A 19613-nucleotide genomic window follows, 5' to 3' on the forward strand; every position below is an offset into this window, starting at 1 on the left:
AGAGTGTCTCTGGCGCTAACTGCCGTCCCGTTAGGCATTTGCTTACCCAATCGAGATAATAGTTTGGCAGCACAGTCTTCAGGGGTATCAGTTATGCGTCAAACTGTAGAAACGCTGGTCATCGGCTCCGGGCCCGCGGGTCTGACCACCGCCTATTCGCTCGCGAAAGTCGGTCGGGACGTTCTTGTTCTTGAAAAGGACAGCGAATATGTCGGCGGCATCAGCCGGACCGTCAACTACAAAGGCTTCTTGTTCGATATTGGCGGCCACCGTTTCTTCTCCAAGTCCAAGGAGATCGTCGATCTGTGGGACGAGATCCTGCCCGATGATTTCATCGAGAGGCCGAGACTTTCGCGCATCTACTATCGCGGCAAATTCTTTTCCTATCCTCTGAAAGCATTCGAAGCGTTCTGGAAGCTGGGACCCATCGAGAGCGCGCTTTGCACCCTGTCTTATGTCTGGGCGCGCATGAACCCGGTCAAGGATCCGAAAACCTTCCACCAGTGGGTGCGGAACAATTTCGGCGAACGCCTGTTTTCGATCTTCTTCAAGACTTACACCGAAAAGGTCTGGGGCATGTCCTGCGACGACATTTCCGCCGACTGGGCCGCTCAAAGGATCAAGGGACTGGATCTCGCCGCAGCGTTGTTTGATGCACTCAAACGATCCGCCGGCCTGAACAAGGGCGGTAAAGCAGCCGCAAAAACCCTGATCGAATCGTTCCGCTATCCGCGCAAGGGTCCCGGAATGATGTGGGAAGCGGCGGCAGCGAAGATAACGGACCTTGGCGGAGAGGTCCTGATGGGCCGTTCCGTGACTGGCCTCGACTGGAATGCGGACACAAAAATCTGGACCGTCACGGCAACAAAAGCAGATGGTTCAACCGAGACATTCCAGGCGCACAATGTTGTCTCATCGGCTCCGATGCGCGAATTGATGGGAATGATGCAGCCGGCACCGATCAGCCTGCTGCATGCCAAGGAACTGAAATATCGCGACTTCCTGACGGTGGTTCTCATCGGTACGTCCGACATCGAGCTTGATGACAACTGGGTCTATATTCATGATCCGGATGTCACCGTCGGCCGCGTTCAGAATTTCCGCTCCTGGTCGCCGGAAATGATCCCCGACGCAACATCGACCTGCCTCGGGCTTGAGTATTTCTGCTTCGAAGGCGACGGTCTGTGGGATTCCACCGACGAGGCGCTGGTCGAAACAGCCAAACGTGAAATCGACAAGATCGGGCTGATGCGGGCCGCTGACGTGCGCGATGCCTGTGTTGTGCGCCAGCCGAAGGCCTATCCGGTCTATGACGACGCCTATGCGGAACATGTCGCGACAATCCGGCGCGACCTGGAAATGAACTATCCTCAACTGCACCTGGTCGGCCGTAACGGCATGCACAAATACAACAACCAGGATCACGCGATGATGACGGGCATTTTGACAGCCCAGAACATTATCGCCGGCGAAATCCGGTTCGATACCTGGCAGGTCAATGAGGACGCCGAGTACTCAGAAGCCGGCATATCGGGTGCTGTCGAGGCACTCAAGAGCGAGCGCCTGGTGCCGCAGAAAGTCGCCTGACAATGTCATTGTCCAACATGGCCTATGACGGGCTTACGCGCGCCGGTCTGGTGGAACGTCTGCTGACGCGCCTGGGGTTCGGCCGGGAGTTCATAAAATACGGCATGGGGAGCGCTGTTGCACTCAGTGTCGATTACGGGCTGCTGATCCTTCTGACCGAATGGGCTGGTTTTCACTACCTGGTGTCTGCGGCTATCGGATTTACGGCCGGCCTCATCGTCATCTACGTGCTGAGCATAACGATGATCTTCGAGAACCGGACGGTCGGCAACCGTTGGTCCGAGTTCACTGTCTTTGCGACCATCGGAATACTCGGTCTGGGCTTGAACGAACTGCTGCTCTTCGGGTTCGCGCAGCTCTCGCTAAGCTACATGATCGCGAAAATCCCGACGGCGGGGGTTGTTTTCCTGTTCAACTTCCTGGTTCGCCGAGCGCTTTTATTCCGTAGCCAGAGCGCCGAGGAGCCGGCCTGACGCGCGATTGGCGTAGGGAGCAGACAATGTCTCGATCGCAAGCGGTTACACACCATGGAACTGTTGGATCGCGGGTTTCCACCAGTCTCGACTGGCTGATCCCTGCGGTTATTCTGGCCTCGGTCTGGTTCCTGAGTCATCCCTATACCGGCGTCGCCCATGATGCGCGCATCTACGTCACCAGCGCCCTGCTGAACTCCATCCCCGCCGATGTTTCGAACGACAACATGTTCAAACTGGACGGTCAGCTGGGCTTTACCGTCTTTCCGTCAATTATCCGGTTTTTTTCCTCAATCATGGGGCCATCAACGGCTGCATTGGTCATCAGCCTGGCAGCGCTGAGCGCATGGATCACCGCTTTCTGGTTTTTTGTCAGTCGCATAACGCAAGACCGTTCGCGCTACGTGATGATGATCTTCGTGGCTCTTTTCGCGGTGCCCTATGGCGGTTATCACATTTTCACGATCAGCGAACCTTATGCTGTTCCGCGACCCTTCGCCGAAGTGTTTGTGCTGATTGCGCTGATATTTGCCATCCAGAGCCGTTTTGTTGTTTCCGCCGGTTTTGTGGTCGTTGCAGGCTTGCTTCATCCGATCACCGCGCTGCCGGCAGCCGCCCTTGTTTGGCTGATGGCGGTTACGGACAAGGAACAAACAACCCGGTGGCGGGCAAGCTTGCTGGTTACATCGGGCATCGGCCTTCTTTGCGCCATCGGTCTTGCCATTCTGGATGCACCGATATTCGGTCGCCTTTTTCACACAATCGATCCGGAATGGATGGAGCCTCTTAAAGGGCGAACGCGCTATCTTTTTGTTTTCGAATGGAGACATCTCGACTTAGCGTTGCTCGTTGTGCAGTCCTGTGTCCTGATAATTGCAGGCAGCCTGGTAACGAATCCCAACATACGCCGTTTGTTTCTGTGCGTTCTGGCGGTTGTTGCCGCAGCTTTGGCCGCAACGGCGATACTGGGGGACTGGTTTCACTCGGTTCTTGTCGTTCAGGTTCAAATCTGGCGCGCGACCTGGATCCTCACCGTGCTTTCGGCCCTTTCGCTGGCGATATGCTGCATCAGTCTTTGGAAACAAGACCGTTCAATGAAGCTCGTTTTGGCGATGGTGATCATCGCCTGGTTTGGTTTGCCAATCAACGCGGTCGCCGGCGCCAGCATTGCACTGCTATCCCTTGCAGCGTTCCTTGTATTCAAGAGAACAAAGTTTGAAGTCAGTACCGTGTCGCTTGCCCTGGTGTGGATGCTTGCCGGAGCGACCCTTCTAACGATGTTCGCCATTACAGCGCCCTTGGCACGGATCTATGCCCTGGCGGATACAGCGTCCCTATTTGCCTATCCCAAGGCAATTATCGTGACGAAACTCTTTGCCATTCCGGTTGGCATCATATCGCTGGTCTGGCAGAATATGCCGAAACGCAGCTATCCCCGCGCGGTCGGTGTTGCCGTGGCGCTGATGCTCGCTGTCCTGGCCGTCAGCTCCTGGGACACGCGCAACCCCTGGCAAAAAAAGATGGATCGGTTTGAGCCGGATCAGAGCCTGACGGCAATGATCGAAGACAAACCGGGAAGCGTATTGTGGATTGACGACCGCGGGACCGACGCGTGGGTGCTTGCCGGCAGGACCAGCTGGTGGACGATGCTTCAGGGTGCAAGCCAGGTTTTCTCAAGGCCCCTTGCGATGATCTGGAAAGACCGCCGCGACGCCATGATCGAAGCCGGCATTGTCGATGAGAGGATCAGGGATCCGTATGTGAACAAAAGCGCTGTGGAGGATTACCAGGTCAGCAAATCGACGCTGGCACAAATCTGCTCCGTCCCTGACGGACCGTCCTGGGTGATCGCCGGCCTATGGCAGTTTGACGAACAGGACGTGAAGCGGCTGGATCCGAAAAGCATCTGGACATCGGAACACCGACAACAGCGGTTTTTAAGCAAAGGCGGCGTTTCCAACACACCGATCCATGAAACCGAGTTCTACGTTCACGAATGCATCTAGAGTTTGCGCATGGCGACCTGCTCAACGAGGTGGTCCTCGCCCTTTCGCAGGATAAGATCGGCGCGCGGGCGGGTGGGCAGGATGTTTTCCCGAAGGTTCTTCAGGTTGATATTTTCCCAAAGACCGTGGGCAATCGCCAGCGCGGCGTCATGCGAAATCGTGGAATAACGATGGAAGAATGAGGCCGGGTTTTTAAAGGCCGTCTCGCGAAGGCGCATGAAACGCTCCACATACCATTGATGGATGCGGTCTTCATTGGCATCGATATAGATGGAAAAATCAAAAAAGTCCGAGACGAAGGGGATGATCTTTCCATCTTCCGGAAGATCACGCACCTGCAAAACGTTGATGCCCTCAAAGATGAGAATGTCGGGACGATCGATAACAACGAATTCACCCGGCAAAACGTCATAGGTCAGGTGCGAATAGCAGGGCGCTTTCACATTCGGCCGCCCAGCTTTGATGTCGGAAAGGAATTTCAGCACCGAACCGACATCGTAGCTTTCGGGAAAGCCCTTGCGGTCCATCAGGTTCTCGCGCCGCAGAACCTCGTTTGGCAGTAGAAACCCGTCCGTGGTGACGAGATCGACTTTCGGGCTTCCGGACCAGCGTGTGAGGAGCTCCTTCAAGATGCGGGCGGTCGTTGACTTGCCGACCGCAACCGAACCGGCAATGCCGATAATGAAGGGTGTCTTGGTCACATTGGGCAGCGACAGGAAACTGCGCCTTTGATTAAACAGCAGCTTGGACGACTCGACATGCGCATAGAGCAGTCGCGACAGCGACAGGTAGATGCGGCGCACCTCGTCGAGATCGACAGGGTCGTTGAGCGAGCGCAGCCGGGAAACCTCATCCTCGGTCAACGTAAGAGGCGTGTCGTCCCGGAAATCAGCCCAGCTTTCGGCCGAAAAGAAACGGTAGGGCGAATAGTCGCCCGGCTCAAAATGATTGAGCTCCTCCAGCTGGCGGTTTTTCACACTGTCGTTCATGTCTTTTCGCGGCCGGCTTTTTCTTCAAGGCCCGACCTGCCGGTCCGGCTTTCGAGTTCCGCCATCACATCAGAAAGCGGAACTTCGGCAATCTTGAGAACCACCATCAGGTGATAGAGCAGGTCCGCCGCTTCCGCGGTCAGTTCATCGCGGTCCCCGTCAACAGCGGCCAGCGCCGCCTCAACGGCCTCTTCGCCAAGCTTTTGAGCGGCCTTCTTCTGCCCCCGGCATACAAGTTTTGCCGTCCAGGATTCATCGGCGGGCGCGCCGGCGCGCGCAGCAACGATTTTTTCCAGATCAGCAAGCGTAAAGTTGCTCATGGCTACTCCGCACGGTCTGGCGGCTCAATCGAGCCGCATGGCCACTCCCGCATTGGCCATATGTTCCTTGGCCTCGCCAATCGTATAGGTGCCGAAATGAAAAATCGAGGCCGCCAGCACCGCGGTTGCATGGCCGTCCCGTATGCCCTCAACCAGGTGATCGAGATTACCGACACCGCCCGATGCAATGACCGGGACGCTGACGGCATCCGCAATGGTTCTTGTCAGTGGTATATCGTAACCGACCTTGGTCCCGTCGCGATCCATTGAGGTCAGCATGATTTCGCCCGCGCCGAGGTCAACCATTTTGCGAGCAAATTCAACGGCATCAATCCCGGCCGGCGTGCGGCCGCCATGGGTGAATATCTCCCAGCGGTCCTCTTCGCCCTTGCTTGAGACCTTTTTGGCATCGATCGAAACGACAATGCACTGATTGCCGAACTTGTCAGCCGCCTCGGCGACAAATTCCGGCCTCTTCACCGCCGCCGTGTTGATCGAAACCTTGTCGGCGCCCGCCAGAAGCAGCTTCCGGATATCTGTGACCGCGCGCACACCGCCGCCGACCGTCAGCGGCATGAAACACTGCTCGGCAGTGCGGGCGACAACGTCAAAAATCGTATCGCGGTTGTCCGACGATGCGGTGATGTCGAGGAAACACAGCTCATCCGCACCGGCGGCATCATAGATGCGCGCCGATTCAACCGGATCGCCGGCATCGATCAGATCGACAAAATTTACACCCTTGACGACACGGCCGTCCTTCACGTCAAGGCAGGGAATAATACGGGCCTTCAGGGTCATGCGCCGCTCCCCCGGCCATCGCGTAAAACCGCAAGGGCTTTTTCCGGGTCAATGCGGCCGTCATAAAGCGCCCTGCCGGATATGGCGCCCTCAAGCCGGGCGGCATCCGGCATGGTCATGCGCAGGATATCGGCCATTGAAGCCAGCCCGCCCGATGCAATGACCGGGATGTCGACACTGTCGGCCAGTGAAAGGGTTGATTCCCAATTGATGCCGGTCAGGACGCCGTCGCGGTCGATGTCCGTGAATATGATGGCGGCAACGCCCGCGCCCTCGAAACGGGAAGCGAGTTCGACAACATCGAGCTCCGAGGCCTCGGCCCAGCCCTCAACCGCCACTTTGCCACCCCTTGCGTCGATGCCGACGGCGACCCGGCCGGGAAACTTCCGGCAGGCTTCTTTGACCAGATCGGGATCGCGCACGGCAACGGTGCCGAGAATGACACGGGCAAGACCCTTTGCAAGCCACGTTTCAATATGGTCCAGCGTGCGGATCCCGCCACCAAGCTGTACAGGGTTGTTCGTCGCCGCAAGAATGGCATCGACGGCCGCGCCGTTGATGCTTTCACCGGCGAAGGCGCCGTTCAGATCGACCACATGCAGCCATTCGAAGCCCTGTGCCTCGAAGGCCGATGCCTGGGCTGCCGGGTCGGTGTTATAGACCGTCGCTTCGTCCATATCGCCAAGTTTGAGGCGCACGCACTCGCCGTCTTTCAAATCGATGGCCGGAAACAGGATCATGGCGTCCACCTCAAAAAATTGGCGATCAGGGCAAGGCCCAGTTTCTGGCTCTTTTCCGGGTGAAACTGAGTGCCGGCGCGATTTTCGTGTGCGACAACGGCGGTCAGCGGTCCGCCATAATCGGTCTCGGCAACAATATCGCCACTGTCTTCGGCATCGAGATGGTAGGAGTGCACAAAATAGGCGTGCAACCCGTCCGGCCCGGTGGGTATACCGTCAAACAGCGGATGCGCTTGCCGCAGGGTCAGGGTGTTCCAGCCGATTTGCGGGATTTTCAACTTCGCATCATCCGGCTCTATCAGGCGGACATCGCCACTTACCCAGTCAAAGCCTTCCGTGACGGTCTTTTCCAATCCACGGGACGCCATGAGCTGCATGCCCACGCAGATACCGAGGAAAGGCCTTGCCTTGTCATCAACAGCCGAAAAGAGGGCCTCTTCCATGCCGTTGACAGCGGCCAGCCCGCTGCGGCAATCGGCAAAGGCGCCGACACCGGGCAGCACGATCCGGTCAGCCCCGGCAACCACATCGGGATCGCTGGTCAGGGCGATCTCGGCATCAATGCGGCTTTCAAAAGCGGCGCGTTCGAAGGCTTTTGTGGCCGAGCGCAAATTGCCGGAGCCATAATCGATAATGGCGACCTTCATTGTCTTCAGCCCCTGTTTTCGTAGTCAAGCAGGCCAAGAGCCGGGCCGGATACCGGTTGCGTCCGTTCCGCCGGACCCTTGCCGAATACGGGTTGCGGGGCAGGCGGCCTTTCCGCGGTCCCGGTGGGACCCACGTCACTTGAGAAGAAGATTTCCTCCGCAGTCGCGTGGTTCGGTGCCTCAATGACGCCGCGCATCAGCCAACCCCGGCCCTGGAGTTTCAAGATGCGCCAGCCGTTTCCCTCAAGCGCGATGAACAACGCAACCAACAGGCCCGCCACGGTGAAAACACCGGACCAGGAGGTCCATTGCGCTGTTGCCACCGACAGTGCAGCAGACACGAAGAATATGATCGCGGCGGCCAGCCAGAGCCGGTTCCAGAGCAACCAGAATATCTGGAAGATAAGGGCCCAGAATGAAAAACCGTCGCGTATCAGAACGGCACGCTCATCCTTGTCGCTGCCGTCCGGTGGCGTCAAAACAACATAACTCGCCATTTCATTTACACGCTATGCCAGCGTTCCCTTGGTGGACGGTATACGGTCCGCCTGACGCGGATCGATTTCGGTTGCTGCCCGCAAGACCCGGGCAACCGCCTTGAAACAGGTCTCCGCGATATGGTGGTTGTTGGCGCCGTAACGGTTCGTGACGTGCAAGGTGATACCGGCATTTTGAGCCAGTGCCTGGAAGAATTCGCGGCAAAGCTCGGTGTCGAACGTTCCGATCTTTGGCGACGAGAATTCGGTATTCCAGACAAGAAACGGCCGTCCCGACACGTCGATTGCCGCCATTGTCAGCGTTTCGTCCATGGCAAGGTCAAGCGAGGCGTAGCGGACAATGCCACGCCGGTCGCCCAGAGCCTTGGCAAGCGCCAGCCCGATGGCGATGCCGGTATCTTCCACGGTGTGGTGATCGTCGATATGGAGATCGCCTTTTGCCGTAACATCCATATCGATCAGCGAATGGCGCGAAAGCTGCTCGAGCATGTGGTCAAAAAAACCGATGCCGGTGGCAATATTCGACGCGCCCTGGCCGTCAATATTGACCTTGACCGATATATCCGTCTCATTTGTCTTTCGGGCCACCTCAGCGGCACGATCTTGCCGGTTCTGGACCATTCGGCACACTCCATGGGATCTGATGCGGGCTGCATAACAGGGCGGCGACAAAATATCCAGAAAAGCATGGGCCGCGAAACACAACCAAAGGCGTAAAGCCTTAAGGTAGAATGAAGTTTGCAATGTCGCGCCGACATCTTACATAGGGAAACCGGACGTAGCGAAAGCTGCCATCCAATTGTCGAAGGAAGAAAGCCGATGAGTGAACACGATCCATACGGCACGATGCATGCCACAACCATCATCACCGTCCGCAAGGGAAATCAGGTGGTCATGGCGGGCGACGGCCAGGTCAGCCTCGGGCAGACTGTTATGAAAGGCAATGCGCGCAAGGTGCGGCGCATCGGATCGGCCAAAACGGGCGGCAGCGACGTGATCGCCGGATTTGCCGGCGCAACCGCCGATGCCTTTACACTTCTGGAGCGGCTGGAAGCCAAGCTGGAGCAATATCCCGGTCAGTTGATGCGCGCCTGCGTCGAGCTTGCCAAGGACTGGCGCACCGACCGCTATCTGCGGCGCCTGGAGGCGATGATGCTGGTGGCCGATCCGGCAACGACGCTGGCCCTGACGGGAACCGGCGACGTTCTCGAGCCCGAGCACGGCACGATGGCGATCGGCTCGGGCGGTAATTACGCCTATGCGGCCGCAAGGGCCTTGATGGATACCGACAAGAGTGCCGAGGAGATTGCAAGGCGGGCGATGGAGATCGCCGCCGATATCTGTGTCTACACAAACGGCAACATCATTGTCGAAACGATGGAAAGCACATCATCGTGAGCCTGACATCCGCACATCTTGACGTTGCGGTCGACAAAAACATTATCACCGCGGATCAGCGCGCGGCGCTGCTTGGTCTTGCGGATGAGCAGACCGGGTCCGCATCGCACGGCTCGGCTCGTGAAGAGGAACAGTTCCGTTTCATTTCCGGCTTCAACGACGTGTTTCTCGCTATCGGTGTGGCATTGTTCGTCTCCGCCTGTGTGATGTCGGCAAACATTTTCAGTTTTAGCGCCTCAAGCCTTGCCGCGGCAGCGGTGGGCATGTGGCTGGTTTCCGAGATTCTCGCCGTGCGCATGCGCCGGGCCATCCCGAGCATGATCGCAGCGCTGGCCTTTGTCGGTTTTACCGTTACCGCCAGCCATGCATTTCTGACTGACCCCGTGCGGTTCGGACCGGGCGGTCTCACGCAGGCCTATACCGTCACCATAGCGGCTTTCTTCTGGGCAACGCTCTATTATGTGCGCTTCCGGCTTCCGTTCAGCGTCTTCATGATAGGCAGCAGTGCTGTGGCAATCGGCTTCATCGCCTTCATGCATTTGGTATCCAGCGGGATCGAGACCATTGAAGGCTTCTTTAAAGCCCAGAACCTTGTTGCAATTTATGCACTCGTCAGCGGGCTGATCGTCTTCGCAATCGCCATGCGGATCGACCGGATGGATCCGGAAAGGACCAGCCGTAAAACCGATATCGCGTTCTGGCTGCACCTTCTCGCCGCGCCGCTGATCGTGCACGCGCTGATGTATCTGGCGACCGGGATAGAGCTTGGCGGGCTGACCACGGTCGTCACGCTTGCTTCCGCCTTTTGGGTCATAGCGATTTTTGTCGCCCTTTCGGTCGTCGCCCTCGTTATCGACCGGCGCGCGATCCTGGTGGCGGCCCTGACCTATCTCGGCGGGGCGCTGTGGTTCATTGCCTCCAGCAGCCGATATGCCTCGAGCAATGCCGAACTGGTCTCGGTTCTCATCATCGCCATCTTCGTGATCGGCCTTGGCGTCGGTTGGCATGCCATCCGCCGCACCCTATTTCGTATCCCAGTACTGCGCAGCATCGAACAGACTGTGCTTTCAAAACAGGTTTGAATTCCATGACGAATTATTCACCGCGCGAGATCGTTTCCGAACTCGACCGCTACATCATCGGCCAGAAGGACGCCAAGCGGGCCGTAGCCATCGCCTTGCGCAACCGCTGGCGGCGTCAGCAGCTTGACGACAGCCTGCGAGACGAGGTGATGCCGAAGAACATCCTGATGATCGGCCCGACCGGGGTCGGCAAGACGGAGATCTCACGGCGGCTCGCCAAGCTCGCCGGCGCGCCTTTCATCAAGGTCGAAGCGACAAAATTCACCGAAGTCGGCTATGTCGGCCGCGATGTGGAGCAGATTATCCGCGATCTCGTGGAAGTTGGCATCGCGCTGGTGAAGGACCGCAAGCGCGAAGAGGTAAAGGCAAAAGCCCATATCAATGCCGAGGAACGTGTTCTTGATGCGCTGGTCGGCTCCACGGCCTCGCCGGCTACGCGTGAATCATTCCGCACCAAATTGCGCGACGGGCAGCTCGACGACAAGGAAATCGAAATCGAGGTGGCGGAGACCGGTTCGGGCATGCCGAATTTCGAGATACCGGGCATGCCGGGCGCCAATATCGGGGTTCTGAACATTTCCGAGATGCTCGGCAAGGCCATGGGTCAGCCGCAGAAGAAGATCCGCACGACGGTCAAGGAATCCTATGCGCAACTCATCAACGATGAATCGGAAAAGCTGCTCGACCAGGATCAGATCAACCAGGAAGCGCTGCGCATCGCACAGAATGACGGAATCGTCTTTCTCGACGAGATCGACAAGATCGCGGCGCGAGACGGCGGCATGGGCGCGGGCGTTTCGCGCGAAGGCGTTCAACGCGACCTCCTGCCGCTTGTCGAGGGCACGACCGTTGCGACAAAATACGGTCCGGTCAAAACCGATCATATCCTTTTCATCGCATCTGGCGCATTCCACGTTTCCAAGCCTTCGGATCTACTGCCCGAGCTTCAGGGCCGGTTGCCGATCCGCGTTGAACTGCGGGCGCTGACCAAGGAGGATTTCCGCCGTATCCTCACCGAAACCGAAGCAAGCCTCATCAAGCAATATGTCGCCTTGATGGCGACGGAAGAGGTCACGCTGACCTACACCGAGGACGCAATCGACGCGCTTGCCGATGTTGCCGTCGAACTCAACAGTTCCGTTGAGAATATCGGCGCGCGGCGCCTTCAAACGGTGATGGAACGGGTCCTCGACGACATATCCTACGAAGCGCCCGACAAATCCGGCGATGAATTTGTCATCGATGCCGAATATGTACGCAAACATGTCGGCGATCTTGCCAAGGACGCCGATCTGTCACGCTATATTCTGTGACTTTTACGCATCGGTGCTGAAAAGAAGATTGTATTCCGCCGCCGGTCCCGACCGGCGGCGGAAGAAATACTCGACTTTCCATGTAATTTTCATAGAGTCCCGGCAAAGTTAAGAATTGCCCGGGGAGCCTATGGATGGTGCGTCGCCATCTGTTTCAATTAGCCGCTATTGTTGTCTGCAGTCTTGTGTTTTTTGCGCCGGTCGCCAGCGCGAAACTCGTCATGGTGCCCGAAGGCAACCGCAACGAGGTTCAGCCGACTATACCCGGCGCATCGGTCAAGCGTACGAAGCAGACCAAATCGACCTTTGAACGCAAATACCGGAAAATCCACGATCTTCTAAAACGCGATACCAAGCTGCGCGGCAAAATCAAATCGGTTGCGGCGAAATATGATATCGATCCGCTGCATATCGTCGGCGCGCTTGTGGGCGAACACACCTATAATGTCGATGCCTATGACCGGCTCCAGTCCTACTACGTCAAGGCGATGTCCTACGCGACGGGCGGCATAAATTTCCGCTATGACGGCGAAAATGTCGACACGTTCATACGGCGCGAGGAGTTTTCCGACTGCGAAAACCGGAACGGTTCTTTTGCCGTCTGGTCCTGCCGCGAGGCGGTTTGGGAAAAGAACTTCCGCAATCGCAAGGTCGATGGCAAACGCTTTCCCAACGACCGCTTCAGCGCGGTTTTCTTTCAGCCGTTCTATGCCGGTCAGACCTTCGGCCTCGGGCAGCTCAATCCGCTGACGGCCCTGAAGCTCACCGACAAGGTCAATCGCGTTTCGGGTTACAAGAAGCTCACGCACGAAAACGGTCAGGACGTCTACAAGGCGATCATGAATCCCGACATTACCCTTGCCTATGTCGCCGCAGCACTGCGCCATTCCATTGACGTTTACGGCGACATCGCCGGTTTCGACATCTCTGAAAATCCCGGCATCACCGCGACGCTTTACAATGTCGGCAACCCGGACCGCAGGGCGCGGGCCCTAGCCCGCAAGAACAAGCAGCGCAGGGCGCAGGGCAAGCGTGCGATTTACCCGAAGGAAAACTATTACGGCTGGCTGGTCAACGACAAGCTGGCCGAGCTGCGGCAGCTTTTCTGATCTTCGGTGTTGTCCAAATGTTCAGCCCGCTTCATCCAAGGCTGATTGAAGCCGCTTGATGTCGTCTTTCTTCAGCGCGGCGATCGATCTGGCGAGATTGTTGGCCAGCGCCGTCGCCTCCGGGGAAAGGCCGGCGGTATCGATCGTCACACGCGGGTGCGAAACGGATGCGAGGCGCTGCAGTTCCTCCGCGTCGTCCCAGATGATGTTGAAAAAGCCAATAATGCGCTGAAGCAGCTCCCAGCTCGGCTGCCCCCGATGACCGTGTTCCAGCGCCGACAGATAAGCAGGCGATACGCCAATGGCCCGGGCCATTTGTTTCTGCGTGATGCCGCGTTCCGAACGCAAAGCGCGAATTTTCACACCGAAGGGCGTCATGTCTCCCGAGCCTTCTTTTTTACCCTCACATAAAGTGCGCCATCACCGCCATGGCCGCGGGCGGCCGGTTCGACGCCCGATGCAAGCCCTCGGAACGGCACCGATGCAAGCCAGCGCGGCACAGCACGTCTCAAAACACCGCCACCGGGCGAGGATCCCTTGCCGGTAATCACGAGCACATAGCGCAGACCGCGGGCATGGGCGTTCTGCAGGAACCCGTAAAGCATATCATGAGCCTCATCCTGCCTCAGCCCGTGCAGATCAATCCGGGCCTCCAGCGGCACCCGGCCCTTGGCGATCTTGCCGTAAACCGGTTTGTCGATTGGATGGAGGGTTGGTGAAACATCTGATTTCGGCGGTTTCCGAGCGGCGCTGGGCATCTTTGCCGTGGTTGTGGGCTTCAGCGTTTTCTTAAGCCCGTCCTCTTGTGGAGGCGGTTTATCCGTCTCCGAAGACAGCAGCTCGTCCATGCGGCCCGGAAGCGGATCAACCGTTCGCGCCACCTGGCCCCACAGGATCCGATCCTCGGCGGTCAGCTTCCTTTTCTTCCCGCCGCTCAAGGACCAACCCTCCCGGCCGCTTCGTTTGGCACGAGGACGAAGAACACCGCATCGTTGCGGACCGTTCCGGCCTGTTCGCCGGCGGCCGCGCCGGAGCCAGTGAAGATATCGCCCCTGGCCGGGCCAACAATTGCCGATCCTGTATCTTGCGCAATCATCAGCCGGCGAAACGGGCCATCGGTCAGGTGGGTCAGATCGTCGGCCTGAACAAAGACGGGCGTTCCGAATGTGTGAATGTGCTTGTCAACAGCGAGCGACCGTCCGGCAATTAGCGGAACCTTGGCTGCGGCGACCGGTCCGCGGTCCGGATCGGCGACCGGCGCTGTGCGGAAGAAGATATAGGACCGGTTTTGCCACAATATCTCATCAAGCCGCTCGGGATTTTCGGCCAGCCAGGTTCTCAGGCTCTGCATGGATACGGTTTCGGGATCCTGTTCTCCCATGGCGATGAGAACCCTGCCGATGGCCGTGAACGGATGGCCTGTTTTGGCCGCATAGGTGATGCGCTCGACCGTGCCATCGGCATATCGAAGCCGCGCTGCACCCTGGATATGAGCAAAGAACACATCGATACGGTCCCTGGCCCAGGCGATTTCAAGACCGTGCCCGTCAAGGAAACCGCTTTCTATGGCGGCGCGGTCCGGATATTCGCAAACAGCTCCGTCCGTCCTTCGGCCATAGGCAAAGCCGGGATCCATCGCCTTCGGGCGGGTTTTCATATCAAGGGCGACAAGATCGTCCGGCCGTTTGTGGAAAGCAAACCGGTAGGGCCCGGACCGCTCACGCGCAACCCCGACTTCCGGTTCGTAATAGGCGGTGACAACCCCCCCCGATCCATCACGCGGTACGACCTTGAAGGGGGTAAAATGCCGTTCGAGGAAGCCACGGGCCTCTGCTGCATCCTGCACGCTGGACTTCCGAAGTATTTGCGAGGCAGGCACAAAGTCAGACCATTGCAGGCCGAGCGAACCCGTTTTGTGGGGTTTGACGGTCTGCGCATGATCGGCGCAGTCCAGGAAGCCGGTCAGAACATCACGCGGGTCGTCATGCGACCAGTCCGGCAAATCATCATACGATACCGGGCTCAGGTCTGCTTGCATGCGAGGATCCGATCAGTCTTCCGATTCGGTCGCAATCAGTTTCCAGTTGGGATCACGGGAGCGGGTGTCGCGTGCAAAGGTCCAGACATCATTGACCTCGCCGACGCTGTCAGGGTCGCCATCGACGACATTGCCGTCCTTGTCATAGGTCGCGGTGATCAGCTGGCTCGAAATGCGCATTGTGACATTGGCTTCCGAACCCTTCATCTCGGCCTGGACAATATCGGCCTTGCCGATGCCGACAAAGGACGATTTAATCGTCTCGGAGCGGGAATCGCGATCCTTGATTGCGGAAACGAAGCCTTCGTAGACCTCTTTTGACAGCAACTGCTTCAGCGCCTTCTTGTCACCTTCGGCATAGGCATCGACGATCATCTCGTAGGCCGTTTTCGCACCGGCCACGAATTCGCGGGGATCGAATTCCGGATCGGCTGAAATGACCGAGCGAAGCGCCGTGTTCAGATCGGTGCCGGCGTCGCAATAGGCGTCCGCGGCCGCGAAGCGGTCATCGGCGGAACGGTCGCCGTCACGCCGCGGCAAGGTGATGACCTTGCTGTCATCATCATCGCCTGCGAGATTCTCGCCGTCACGCGCGCTGTAGGGATCAAAGGGCTGCCTCTCATTGCCGGTGCGGCGACCAAGCACGTTACGCAACTGCAGAAAGATGATGACTGCGGCCACGAAAAAAAAGACTGTTACAAAATCAAAGGAGCCCATGGTGCCTGTTACCGGAATGGAAACTGATAGCGGAGGCTGCGCCCCCGTATCCTTCATATAGTCCGTCGACGTCTATCATTCAAATCCTCTTTGCCTTGCAATACAAGCGCGCAACAAAGGGTAAAACCGAGGCATTTCCGCACATTGGCGGCGGTTTTTCCGCAAACAGGCTTAATGCATCTCTATATAGTAGACATTACCTACGAATGACGCTGCGCTTTATGGTAGCGGCTGTCAGTACTCCATGTGCTGAAGGTCACACAGGATTTGCCGTTTATGCCCTTTTCCATTGTCCCGCTTCTTCTTCTGATTGTGCCGTTAGCGGAAATCGGCGCCTTTATCGTGATCGGACGGGAAATCGGCGTCTTCTGGACGCTGGCAATGGTCTTCTTCACGGCGGTTCTCGGCTCCATCCTGCTGCGTGTTCAGGGTTTCGGGCTTGTCAGGCGCATACAACAGGAGATGGAAGCCGGCAGGGTTCCGGGCCGCGAACTCGTTCACGGGGTCATGATCATGATTGCCGGTGTCCTGCTTCTCACACCGGGTTTCATCACCGATGCAATCGGATTTCTGCTATTTGTGCCCGCAATCCGCGATGCCGGCTGGGCAATGATCAAGAGCCGCTTCACGGTTGTTCACGCCGGAGGCTTCGGTTCACGCGGTTTCGAGCGCGACCGCAAGGGCTCCGGACCCGGGACGATCGATCTCGACGAAGCGGATTTCAAACGCGATCCGGATCCCGATTCTCCCTGGAACAAGGAGGGGCCCGACGGAAAGGACAGCTAGACCGAACGATGGCTTCACGCGGTTTTGCGGCTGGCGGGTCAAGCTCCGAACTGCCCAAGCCCGGTCGGAGCCTGCTGCGCCACAGACTGGCGCGCTATCCTTCCGTTAAAGGTGCTCCGTTTGGACAATCGATGAGATACCCCCATCCGCCATTGTCCAGCTTCTTTGCAACTTCTATGGATTGCCCCTCGGCAAGGACGCCCCCATCCGGATCGACGACTTGCCAGGAGGCGCTGGTCAGGGCGATATCGCCTGCGATCACCTCACTGATAATCCTGCTTTTCAATTCAGGCCGCCTGTCGATAAAGCCCTTGAATGCCTGCCGGGCGCCGGCAAGGCCCACACGCGGCGGGTGATCCGGCGGAAAATAGATCCGGCAGTCGGGATGGAACATCGAGACGATGCCATCGAGGTCGCCCTCCTTCAGATAGGCACCGACGCATTCGGCAATCTCACGCGGACGACGCGCAATATGTTTGGCGTTTGACATCATACATCTCTCGGATTGTTGGGGCTTGGCACCTAAAAATCAAACCGGTCAGCCGCACGCACCTCTTCGGGCAGCCAGGTTTCCTGCAGGTGCAGCCACTGGATCGGATCTGCGAGCTTCAGCAGCACAGTAGAAAAGCGGGCATTGCGGGACTGCGCGAAGCGCTGCGCCCCGACCTGCCATTCGCTGTAGGTCGCCAGAACCTGATCCCCGCTCTGAAATCGCACGGCAACGTCGCGGATTTCAATACGAAAGCCCGGATTGGATCCAAAGGTCTGTTCGAAGCCTGTCTTCAAATGGGCCCTGGTATGTGCGGCGCCGTCAGGCGACACAATTGTAAAATCGGGGTGAAGTCGAGAGATAAACCGCGACTCCAGATGATCACGATCCGCAGTGCCGTTGGACCATTGCGTAAAAAAATCATGCAGGCTGACGATCTCTTGGGCGACGGCATTCAGAACCGAACTCATGACTTGTCATCATTGTTGTCGATGTCGATCAGCATTTTCCAACCGTCATCGTGTTTGCGGTACACCAGCAGAAGCCGTCCCTGACCGCCGCCTTCATGGCCCGTAGTCTTGTCTGTCACCTCAACGGTAAAATGGCCGATAATCATGGCGAAACCCTCGAAAACCTGGATATGCTCCAAATCGAAGCCGGATTTGAACGTCGAAGCCTCGATACGAGGAGCGTATTTTTCACGGATGGCCGCGATCCCGTATCCCGTGGGTTGATGCTCATTGCAGGTCACGACATCGGGATCAACCGTGCGGATCATCCGTTCGATATCCCCGCTGTCCAGGCCTTCCAGCCATTCGTTCAGGGCGTGTTTAATGTCTTCAACGTCTGACATATTGTATTCCTTCCCGGTTTGAAAGCTGCAGTTGCCAACGAACATACGGTCTTGCTATTGTAAGAAAATATCCTTTCTTTCTAACATTGTGATCGGTTTTTCTAACAATGCAACGAAGCCAGCTCAGTGATGTTTCGATCTTTGTTGAAGTTGCGCGGCTGAACGGATTTCGTGCGGCCGCTCGCAATCTGAAGCTTCAGGCAGCCTCAGTCAGCGAGGCTGTACAGCGCTTTGAAGACCGCCTGGGCGTACGCCTGTTCGAGCGATCGACACGGTCGGTGGCGCTGACCGCGATCGGCGAGCAGCTCTTTAAACGGAGCTTGCCGGCCATCAACGACCTGGAAGCCGCGATCCGGGACCTGAATGACCAGCGAGAGGGCGTTTCGGGCACGCTTCGTCTGTCAGCGCCCTATAGTGCGGGGGCTTTTTTCCTGGATGATCTCGTCGCACGCTTCGCCATCAGGTTTCCCGACGTAAAGGTTGATCTGATCTATGACGATCAAAAGGTCGACCTGATCGAATCGCGGATAGATGCCGCCATCCGCTCCCAGACTCTGCTGGAAGCCGACACCCATGCGGTGCCGGTGGGTCCGAACTTGAAAATGGTTGTCGTTGGGTCACCCGGCTATCTGAAACAGCACGGTGTGCCGAAAAATCCCGAGGACGTTCTGGGTCATGACGGGATCTGCTTTGCGTTCGGCAGTTCCGGCCGGCTTGCGCCCTGGGTATTTGATGGCGAGGACGGCACACTCAGCGTCATGCCCACGCCTCGCATGACCGTGAATGATCTGCGGTCGATGGTGCTTTACGCCAGTCAGGGCCTCGGACTGGCTTACGTCTATGCCGAGGTTGCAGCGCCTCTGGTCAATGCCGGCGATCTGATCGAGGTGATGGCCGACAGGCTTCCATCCCTGCCGCGCTACTCGCTCAACTATCGCAGCAAGAAGCATATGACGCGACGCCTGAGAGCCTTTATCGACATGGCGAAGGAAACGTCGAAAGGCTCCGATCAATAAGCTGCCAAACCGAAGACGGCCTGGCGGACGGGACCGCTTGAAGCAAGGTGTTGGTCAAGGTGACCGGTTATGCCCGAAAAACACAGTGTGCCGACGGCTACGCGCTGTCGATCGATGAGCGCCGGCAGGCCGGTTTTTTGTTGTATGCGACCAAGTGAAATGCTAGCCAGTGGCCGAAACGCGGCCGCCGGCCGGTATTGAAGTAATCAAGGACAGTTTTATGGCCAAACAGCCCGATCCGACAACACCAGCAGGCGCAGCGCCGCAAGGCACCGAAGCAGGCAACGGCCAGGCGCCGACGCTGAATGTACTGGCTCAGTACATCAAGGATTTCTCGTTCGAGAATCCGAATGCGCCGCAGTCGCTGACCCAACGTGAAAAAGGTCCGGCCATCAACATCAACGTGAATGTCAACGCCAATCCGCTTTCCGAAACGGATTACGATGTTGTGCTGACGCTCAATGCCGAAGCAAAAGACGGTGAAAAAATCGTCTTCAACGTCGAGCTTGTCTACGGCGGCGTTTTCCGCATTCAGGGTTTCCCGCAGGAACACATGCTGCCGCTTCTGTTTATCGAGTGCCCGCGGCTTCTCTTCCCGTTTGCCCGTCAGATCATTGCCGACGCAACCCGCAATGGTGGTTTCCCGCCGCTGATGATCGATCCGATCGATTTTGCGCAGATGTTTGCTCAGCGCATGGCGGAAGAACAGGCAAAGGCCAAGGTCGAGGCTCCGGCCGTCACCAACTAGGCC

The 19613-nt window shown here is 57.7% G+C and carries 24 protein-coding genes; 10 read left to right on the forward strand and 14 right to left on the reverse strand.

Annotated features, from left to right (window positions below):
- Positions 1-93: 93 nt before the first annotated feature.
- The 3 genes from OQ273_RS20365 to OQ273_RS20375 are packed head-to-tail and all read left to right on the forward strand — an operon-like array spanning position 94 to position 4066.
- On the forward strand, positions 94-1587 hold the full coding sequence (locus tag OQ273_RS20365) for an NAD(P)/FAD-dependent oxidoreductase (protein ID WP_267992757.1): 1494 nt from the start codon (positions 94-96) through the stop codon (positions 1585-1587).
- Between the two features lie 2 nt (positions 1588-1589).
- Complete coding sequence (locus OQ273_RS20370) at positions 1590-2060, forward strand: GtrA family protein (RefSeq protein WP_267992758.1); 471 nt, start codon at positions 1590-1592, stop codon at positions 2058-2060.
- 26 nt (positions 2061-2086) lie between these two features.
- The gene (locus OQ273_RS20375; protein WP_267992759.1) at positions 2087-4066 is read left to right on the forward strand and encodes a hypothetical protein; all 1980 of its coding nucleotides are present in this window, start codon (positions 2087-2089) and stop codon (positions 4064-4066) included.
- On the opposite strand, the gene coaA is transcribed toward OQ273_RS20375, so the two are convergent.
- The 7 genes from coaA to hisB are packed head-to-tail and all read right to left on the reverse strand — an operon-like array spanning position 4063 to position 8681.
- Positions 4063-5055 (reverse strand): type I pantothenate kinase, encoded by a 993-nt coding sequence (gene coaA, locus OQ273_RS20380; RefSeq protein WP_267992760.1) that lies wholly within the window; start codon positions 5053-5055, stop codon positions 4063-4065. The two genes, OQ273_RS20375 and coaA, sit on opposite strands and share 4 nt — an antisense overlap.
- Positions 5052-5375: a phosphoribosyl-ATP diphosphatase gene (locus tag OQ273_RS20385; protein WP_267992761.1), complete on the reverse strand. Its 324-nt coding sequence runs from the start codon at positions 5373-5375 to the stop codon at positions 5052-5054. Before OQ273_RS20385 ends, coaA begins: the two co-directional genes overlap by 4 nt.
- A gap of 24 nt (positions 5376-5399) precedes the next feature.
- Entirely contained in the window at positions 5400-6176 is a 777-nt protein-coding gene (hisF, locus tag OQ273_RS20390; RefSeq protein ID WP_267992762.1) for an imidazole glycerol phosphate synthase subunit HisF, read from the reverse strand.
- Positions 6173-6916 (reverse strand): 1-(5-phosphoribosyl)-5-[(5-phosphoribosylamino)methylideneamino]imidazole-4-carboxamide isomerase, encoded by a 744-nt coding sequence (gene hisA, locus OQ273_RS20395; protein WP_267992763.1) that lies wholly within the window; start codon positions 6914-6916, stop codon positions 6173-6175. The genes hisF and hisA overlap by 4 nt, the downstream gene beginning before the upstream one ends.
- Positions 6913-7563, reverse strand: coding sequence for an imidazole glycerol phosphate synthase subunit HisH (gene hisH / locus OQ273_RS20400; RefSeq protein WP_267992764.1), 651 nt, complete (start codon positions 7561-7563; stop codon positions 6913-6915). The genes hisA and hisH overlap by 4 nt, the downstream gene beginning before the upstream one ends.
- 5 nt (positions 7564-7568) lie before the next feature.
- Positions 7569-8060 carry a DUF2628 domain-containing protein gene (locus OQ273_RS20405; protein ID WP_267992765.1) on the reverse strand — a complete coding sequence of 164 codons (492 nt, stop codon included), beginning with the start codon at positions 8058-8060 and terminating at the stop codon, positions 7569-7571.
- A 12-nt stretch (positions 8061-8072) separates the two neighbouring features.
- Positions 8073-8681 (reverse strand): imidazoleglycerol-phosphate dehydratase HisB, encoded by a 609-nt coding sequence (gene hisB, locus OQ273_RS20410; RefSeq protein WP_267992766.1) that lies wholly within the window; start codon positions 8679-8681, stop codon positions 8073-8075.
- Positions 8682-8879: 198 nt separating this feature from the next.
- On the opposite strand from hisB, the gene hslV reads away from it, so the two are divergent.
- From hslV to OQ273_RS20430, 4 genes are all read left to right on the forward strand, one after another.
- A complete protein-coding gene (gene hslV, locus OQ273_RS20415) occupies positions 8880-9458 on the forward strand; it encodes an ATP-dependent protease subunit HslV (protein WP_267992767.1) in 579 nt (192 codons plus the stop codon).
- Entirely contained in the window at positions 9455-10540 is a 1086-nt protein-coding gene (locus OQ273_RS20420) for a hypothetical protein (protein ID WP_267992768.1), read from the forward strand. Before hslV ends, OQ273_RS20420 begins: the two co-directional genes overlap by 4 nt.
- A 5-nt stretch (positions 10541-10545) precedes the next feature.
- The gene (hslU, locus tag OQ273_RS20425) at positions 10546-11853 is read left to right on the forward strand and encodes an ATP-dependent protease ATPase subunit HslU (RefSeq protein WP_267992769.1); all 1308 of its coding nucleotides are present in this window, start codon (positions 10546-10548) and stop codon (positions 11851-11853) included.
- Positions 11854-11990: 137 nt separating this feature from the next.
- A complete protein-coding gene (locus tag OQ273_RS20430; protein ID WP_267993166.1) occupies positions 11991-12962 on the forward strand; it encodes a DUF1402 family protein in 972 nt (323 codons plus the stop codon).
- Positions 12963-12983: 21 nt separating this feature from the next.
- On the opposite strand, the gene OQ273_RS20435 is transcribed toward OQ273_RS20430, so the two are convergent.
- From OQ273_RS20435 to OQ273_RS20450, 4 genes are read right to left on the reverse strand one after another with little or no spacing between them, the layout of a single operon-like run.
- The gene (locus OQ273_RS20435; RefSeq protein WP_267992770.1) at positions 12984-13340 is read right to left on the reverse strand and encodes a helix-turn-helix domain-containing protein; all 357 of its coding nucleotides are present in this window, start codon (positions 13338-13340) and stop codon (positions 12984-12986) included.
- Positions 13337-13900, reverse strand: coding sequence for a Smr/MutS family protein (locus tag OQ273_RS20440; RefSeq protein ID WP_267992771.1), 564 nt, complete (start codon positions 13898-13900; stop codon positions 13337-13339). The genes OQ273_RS20435 and OQ273_RS20440 overlap by 4 nt, the downstream gene beginning before the upstream one ends.
- A complete protein-coding gene (gene mltA / locus OQ273_RS20445) occupies positions 13897-15000 on the reverse strand; it encodes a murein transglycosylase A (protein ID WP_267992772.1) in 1104 nt (367 codons plus the stop codon). The genes OQ273_RS20440 and mltA overlap by 4 nt, the downstream gene beginning before the upstream one ends.
- A 12-nt stretch (positions 15001-15012) precedes the next feature.
- The gene (locus tag OQ273_RS20450; RefSeq protein WP_267992773.1) at positions 15013-15717 is read right to left on the reverse strand and encodes a Tim44/TimA family putative adaptor protein; all 705 of its coding nucleotides are present in this window, start codon (positions 15715-15717) and stop codon (positions 15013-15015) included.
- Positions 15718-15993: 276 nt separating this feature from the next.
- Here OQ273_RS20450 and OQ273_RS20455 point away from each other — a divergent pair, with 276 nt between their 5' ends.
- Positions 15994-16503 (forward strand): FxsA family protein, encoded by a 510-nt coding sequence (locus tag OQ273_RS20455; protein WP_267992774.1) that lies wholly within the window; start codon positions 15994-15996, stop codon positions 16501-16503.
- Positions 16504-16597: 94 nt separating this feature from the next.
- Here OQ273_RS20455 and OQ273_RS20460 read toward each other — a convergent pair whose 3' ends face one another.
- Genes OQ273_RS20460 through OQ273_RS20470 form a run of 3 tightly spaced genes read right to left on the reverse strand, consistent with a single transcriptional unit; the run spans position 16598 to position 17846 of the window.
- Entirely contained in the window at positions 16598-16993 is a 396-nt protein-coding gene (locus OQ273_RS20460) for a YybH family protein (RefSeq protein WP_267992775.1), read from the reverse strand.
- A gap of 32 nt (positions 16994-17025) precedes the next feature.
- Positions 17026-17463, reverse strand: a complete 438-nt coding sequence (locus OQ273_RS20465; protein ID WP_267992776.1) for a nuclear transport factor 2 family protein — start codon at positions 17461-17463, stop codon at positions 17026-17028.
- A complete protein-coding gene (locus OQ273_RS20470; RefSeq protein ID WP_267992777.1) occupies positions 17460-17846 on the reverse strand; it encodes a YybH family protein in 387 nt (128 codons plus the stop codon). Before OQ273_RS20470 ends, OQ273_RS20465 begins: the two co-directional genes overlap by 4 nt.
- 107 nt (positions 17847-17953) lie before the next feature.
- Here OQ273_RS20470 and OQ273_RS20475 point away from each other — a divergent pair, with 107 nt between their 5' ends.
- Together OQ273_RS20475 and secB are read left to right on the forward strand one after the other, a co-directional pair.
- Positions 17954-18862 (forward strand): LysR family transcriptional regulator, encoded by a 909-nt coding sequence (locus tag OQ273_RS20475; RefSeq protein WP_267992778.1) that lies wholly within the window; start codon positions 17954-17956, stop codon positions 18860-18862.
- A 220-nt stretch (positions 18863-19082) separates the two neighbouring features.
- The gene (secB, locus tag OQ273_RS20480) at positions 19083-19610 is read left to right on the forward strand and encodes a protein-export chaperone SecB (protein WP_267992779.1); all 528 of its coding nucleotides are present in this window, start codon (positions 19083-19085) and stop codon (positions 19608-19610) included.
- The last annotated feature ends 3 nt before the right edge of the window (positions 19611-19613 follow it).

Origin of the sequence: Hoeflea prorocentri, from assembly GCF_027944115.1 — a bacterium.
GTDB classification, from domain to species: domain Bacteria; phylum Pseudomonadota; class Alphaproteobacteria; order Rhizobiales; family Rhizobiaceae; genus Hoeflea_A; species Hoeflea_A prorocentri.

Bases quoted from the DNA above. Each gene is read 5' to 3' on its own strand.
- hslV (WP_267992767.1), top strand. From the start codon at position 8,880: ATGAGTGAACACGATCCATACGGCACGATGCATGCCACAACCATCATC.
- hisB (WP_267992766.1), bottom strand. From the start codon at position 8,681: ATGGTCCAGAACCGGCAAGATCGTGCCGCTGAGGTGGCCCGAAAGACA.
- mltA (WP_267992772.1), bottom strand. From the start codon at position 15,000: ATGCAAGCAGACCTGAGCCCGGTATCGTATGATGATTTGCCGGACTGG.
- OQ273_RS20470 (WP_267992777.1), bottom strand. From the start codon at position 17,846: ATGTCAGACGTTGAAGACATTAAACACGCCCTGAACGAATGGCTGGAA.
- hslU (WP_267992769.1), top strand. From the start codon at position 10,546: ATGACGAATTATTCACCGCGCGAGATCGTTTCCGAACTCGACCGCTAC.
- OQ273_RS20370 (WP_267992758.1), top strand. From the start codon at position 1,590: ATGTCATTGTCCAACATGGCCTATGACGGGCTTACGCGCGCCGGTCTG.
- OQ273_RS20455 (WP_267992774.1), top strand. From the start codon at position 15,994: ATGCCCTTTTCCATTGTCCCGCTTCTTCTTCTGATTGTGCCGTTAGCG.
- coaA (WP_267992760.1), bottom strand. From the start codon at position 5,055: ATGAACGACAGTGTGAAAAACCGCCAGCTGGAGGAGCTCAATCATTTT.
- hisA (WP_267992763.1), bottom strand. From the start codon at position 6,916: ATGATCCTGTTTCCGGCCATCGATTTGAAAGACGGCGAGTGCGTGCGC.
- hisH (WP_267992764.1), bottom strand. From the start codon at position 7,563: ATGAAGGTCGCCATTATCGATTATGGCTCCGGCAATTTGCGCTCGGCC.
- secB (WP_267992779.1), top strand. From the start codon at position 19,083: ATGGCCAAACAGCCCGATCCGACAACACCAGCAGGCGCAGCGCCGCAA.
- OQ273_RS20375 (WP_267992759.1), top strand. From the start codon at position 2,087: ATGTCTCGATCGCAAGCGGTTACACACCATGGAACTGTTGGATCGCGG.
- OQ273_RS20465 (WP_267992776.1), bottom strand. From the start codon at position 17,463: ATGAGTTCGGTTCTGAATGCCGTCGCCCAAGAGATCGTCAGCCTGCAT.
- OQ273_RS20460 (WP_267992775.1), bottom strand. From the start codon at position 16,993: ATGTCAAACGCCAAACATATTGCGCGTCGTCCGCGTGAGATTGCCGAA.
- OQ273_RS20435 (WP_267992770.1), bottom strand. From the start codon at position 13,340: ATGACGCCCTTCGGTGTGAAAATTCGCGCTTTGCGTTCGGAACGCGGC.
- OQ273_RS20365 (WP_267992757.1), top strand. From the start codon at position 94: ATGCGTCAAACTGTAGAAACGCTGGTCATCGGCTCCGGGCCCGCGGGT.
- OQ273_RS20475 (WP_267992778.1), top strand. From the start codon at position 17,954: ATGCAACGAAGCCAGCTCAGTGATGTTTCGATCTTTGTTGAAGTTGCG.
- OQ273_RS20405 (WP_267992765.1), bottom strand. From the start codon at position 8,060: ATGGCGAGTTATGTTGTTTTGACGCCACCGGACGGCAGCGACAAGGAT.
- OQ273_RS20385 (WP_267992761.1), bottom strand. From the start codon at position 5,375: ATGAGCAACTTTACGCTTGCTGATCTGGAAAAAATCGTTGCTGCGCGC.
- hisF (WP_267992762.1), bottom strand. From the start codon at position 6,176: ATGACCCTGAAGGCCCGTATTATTCCCTGCCTTGACGTGAAGGACGGC.
- OQ273_RS20450 (WP_267992773.1), bottom strand. From the start codon at position 15,717: ATGGGCTCCTTTGATTTTGTAACAGTCTTTTTTTTCGTGGCCGCAGTC.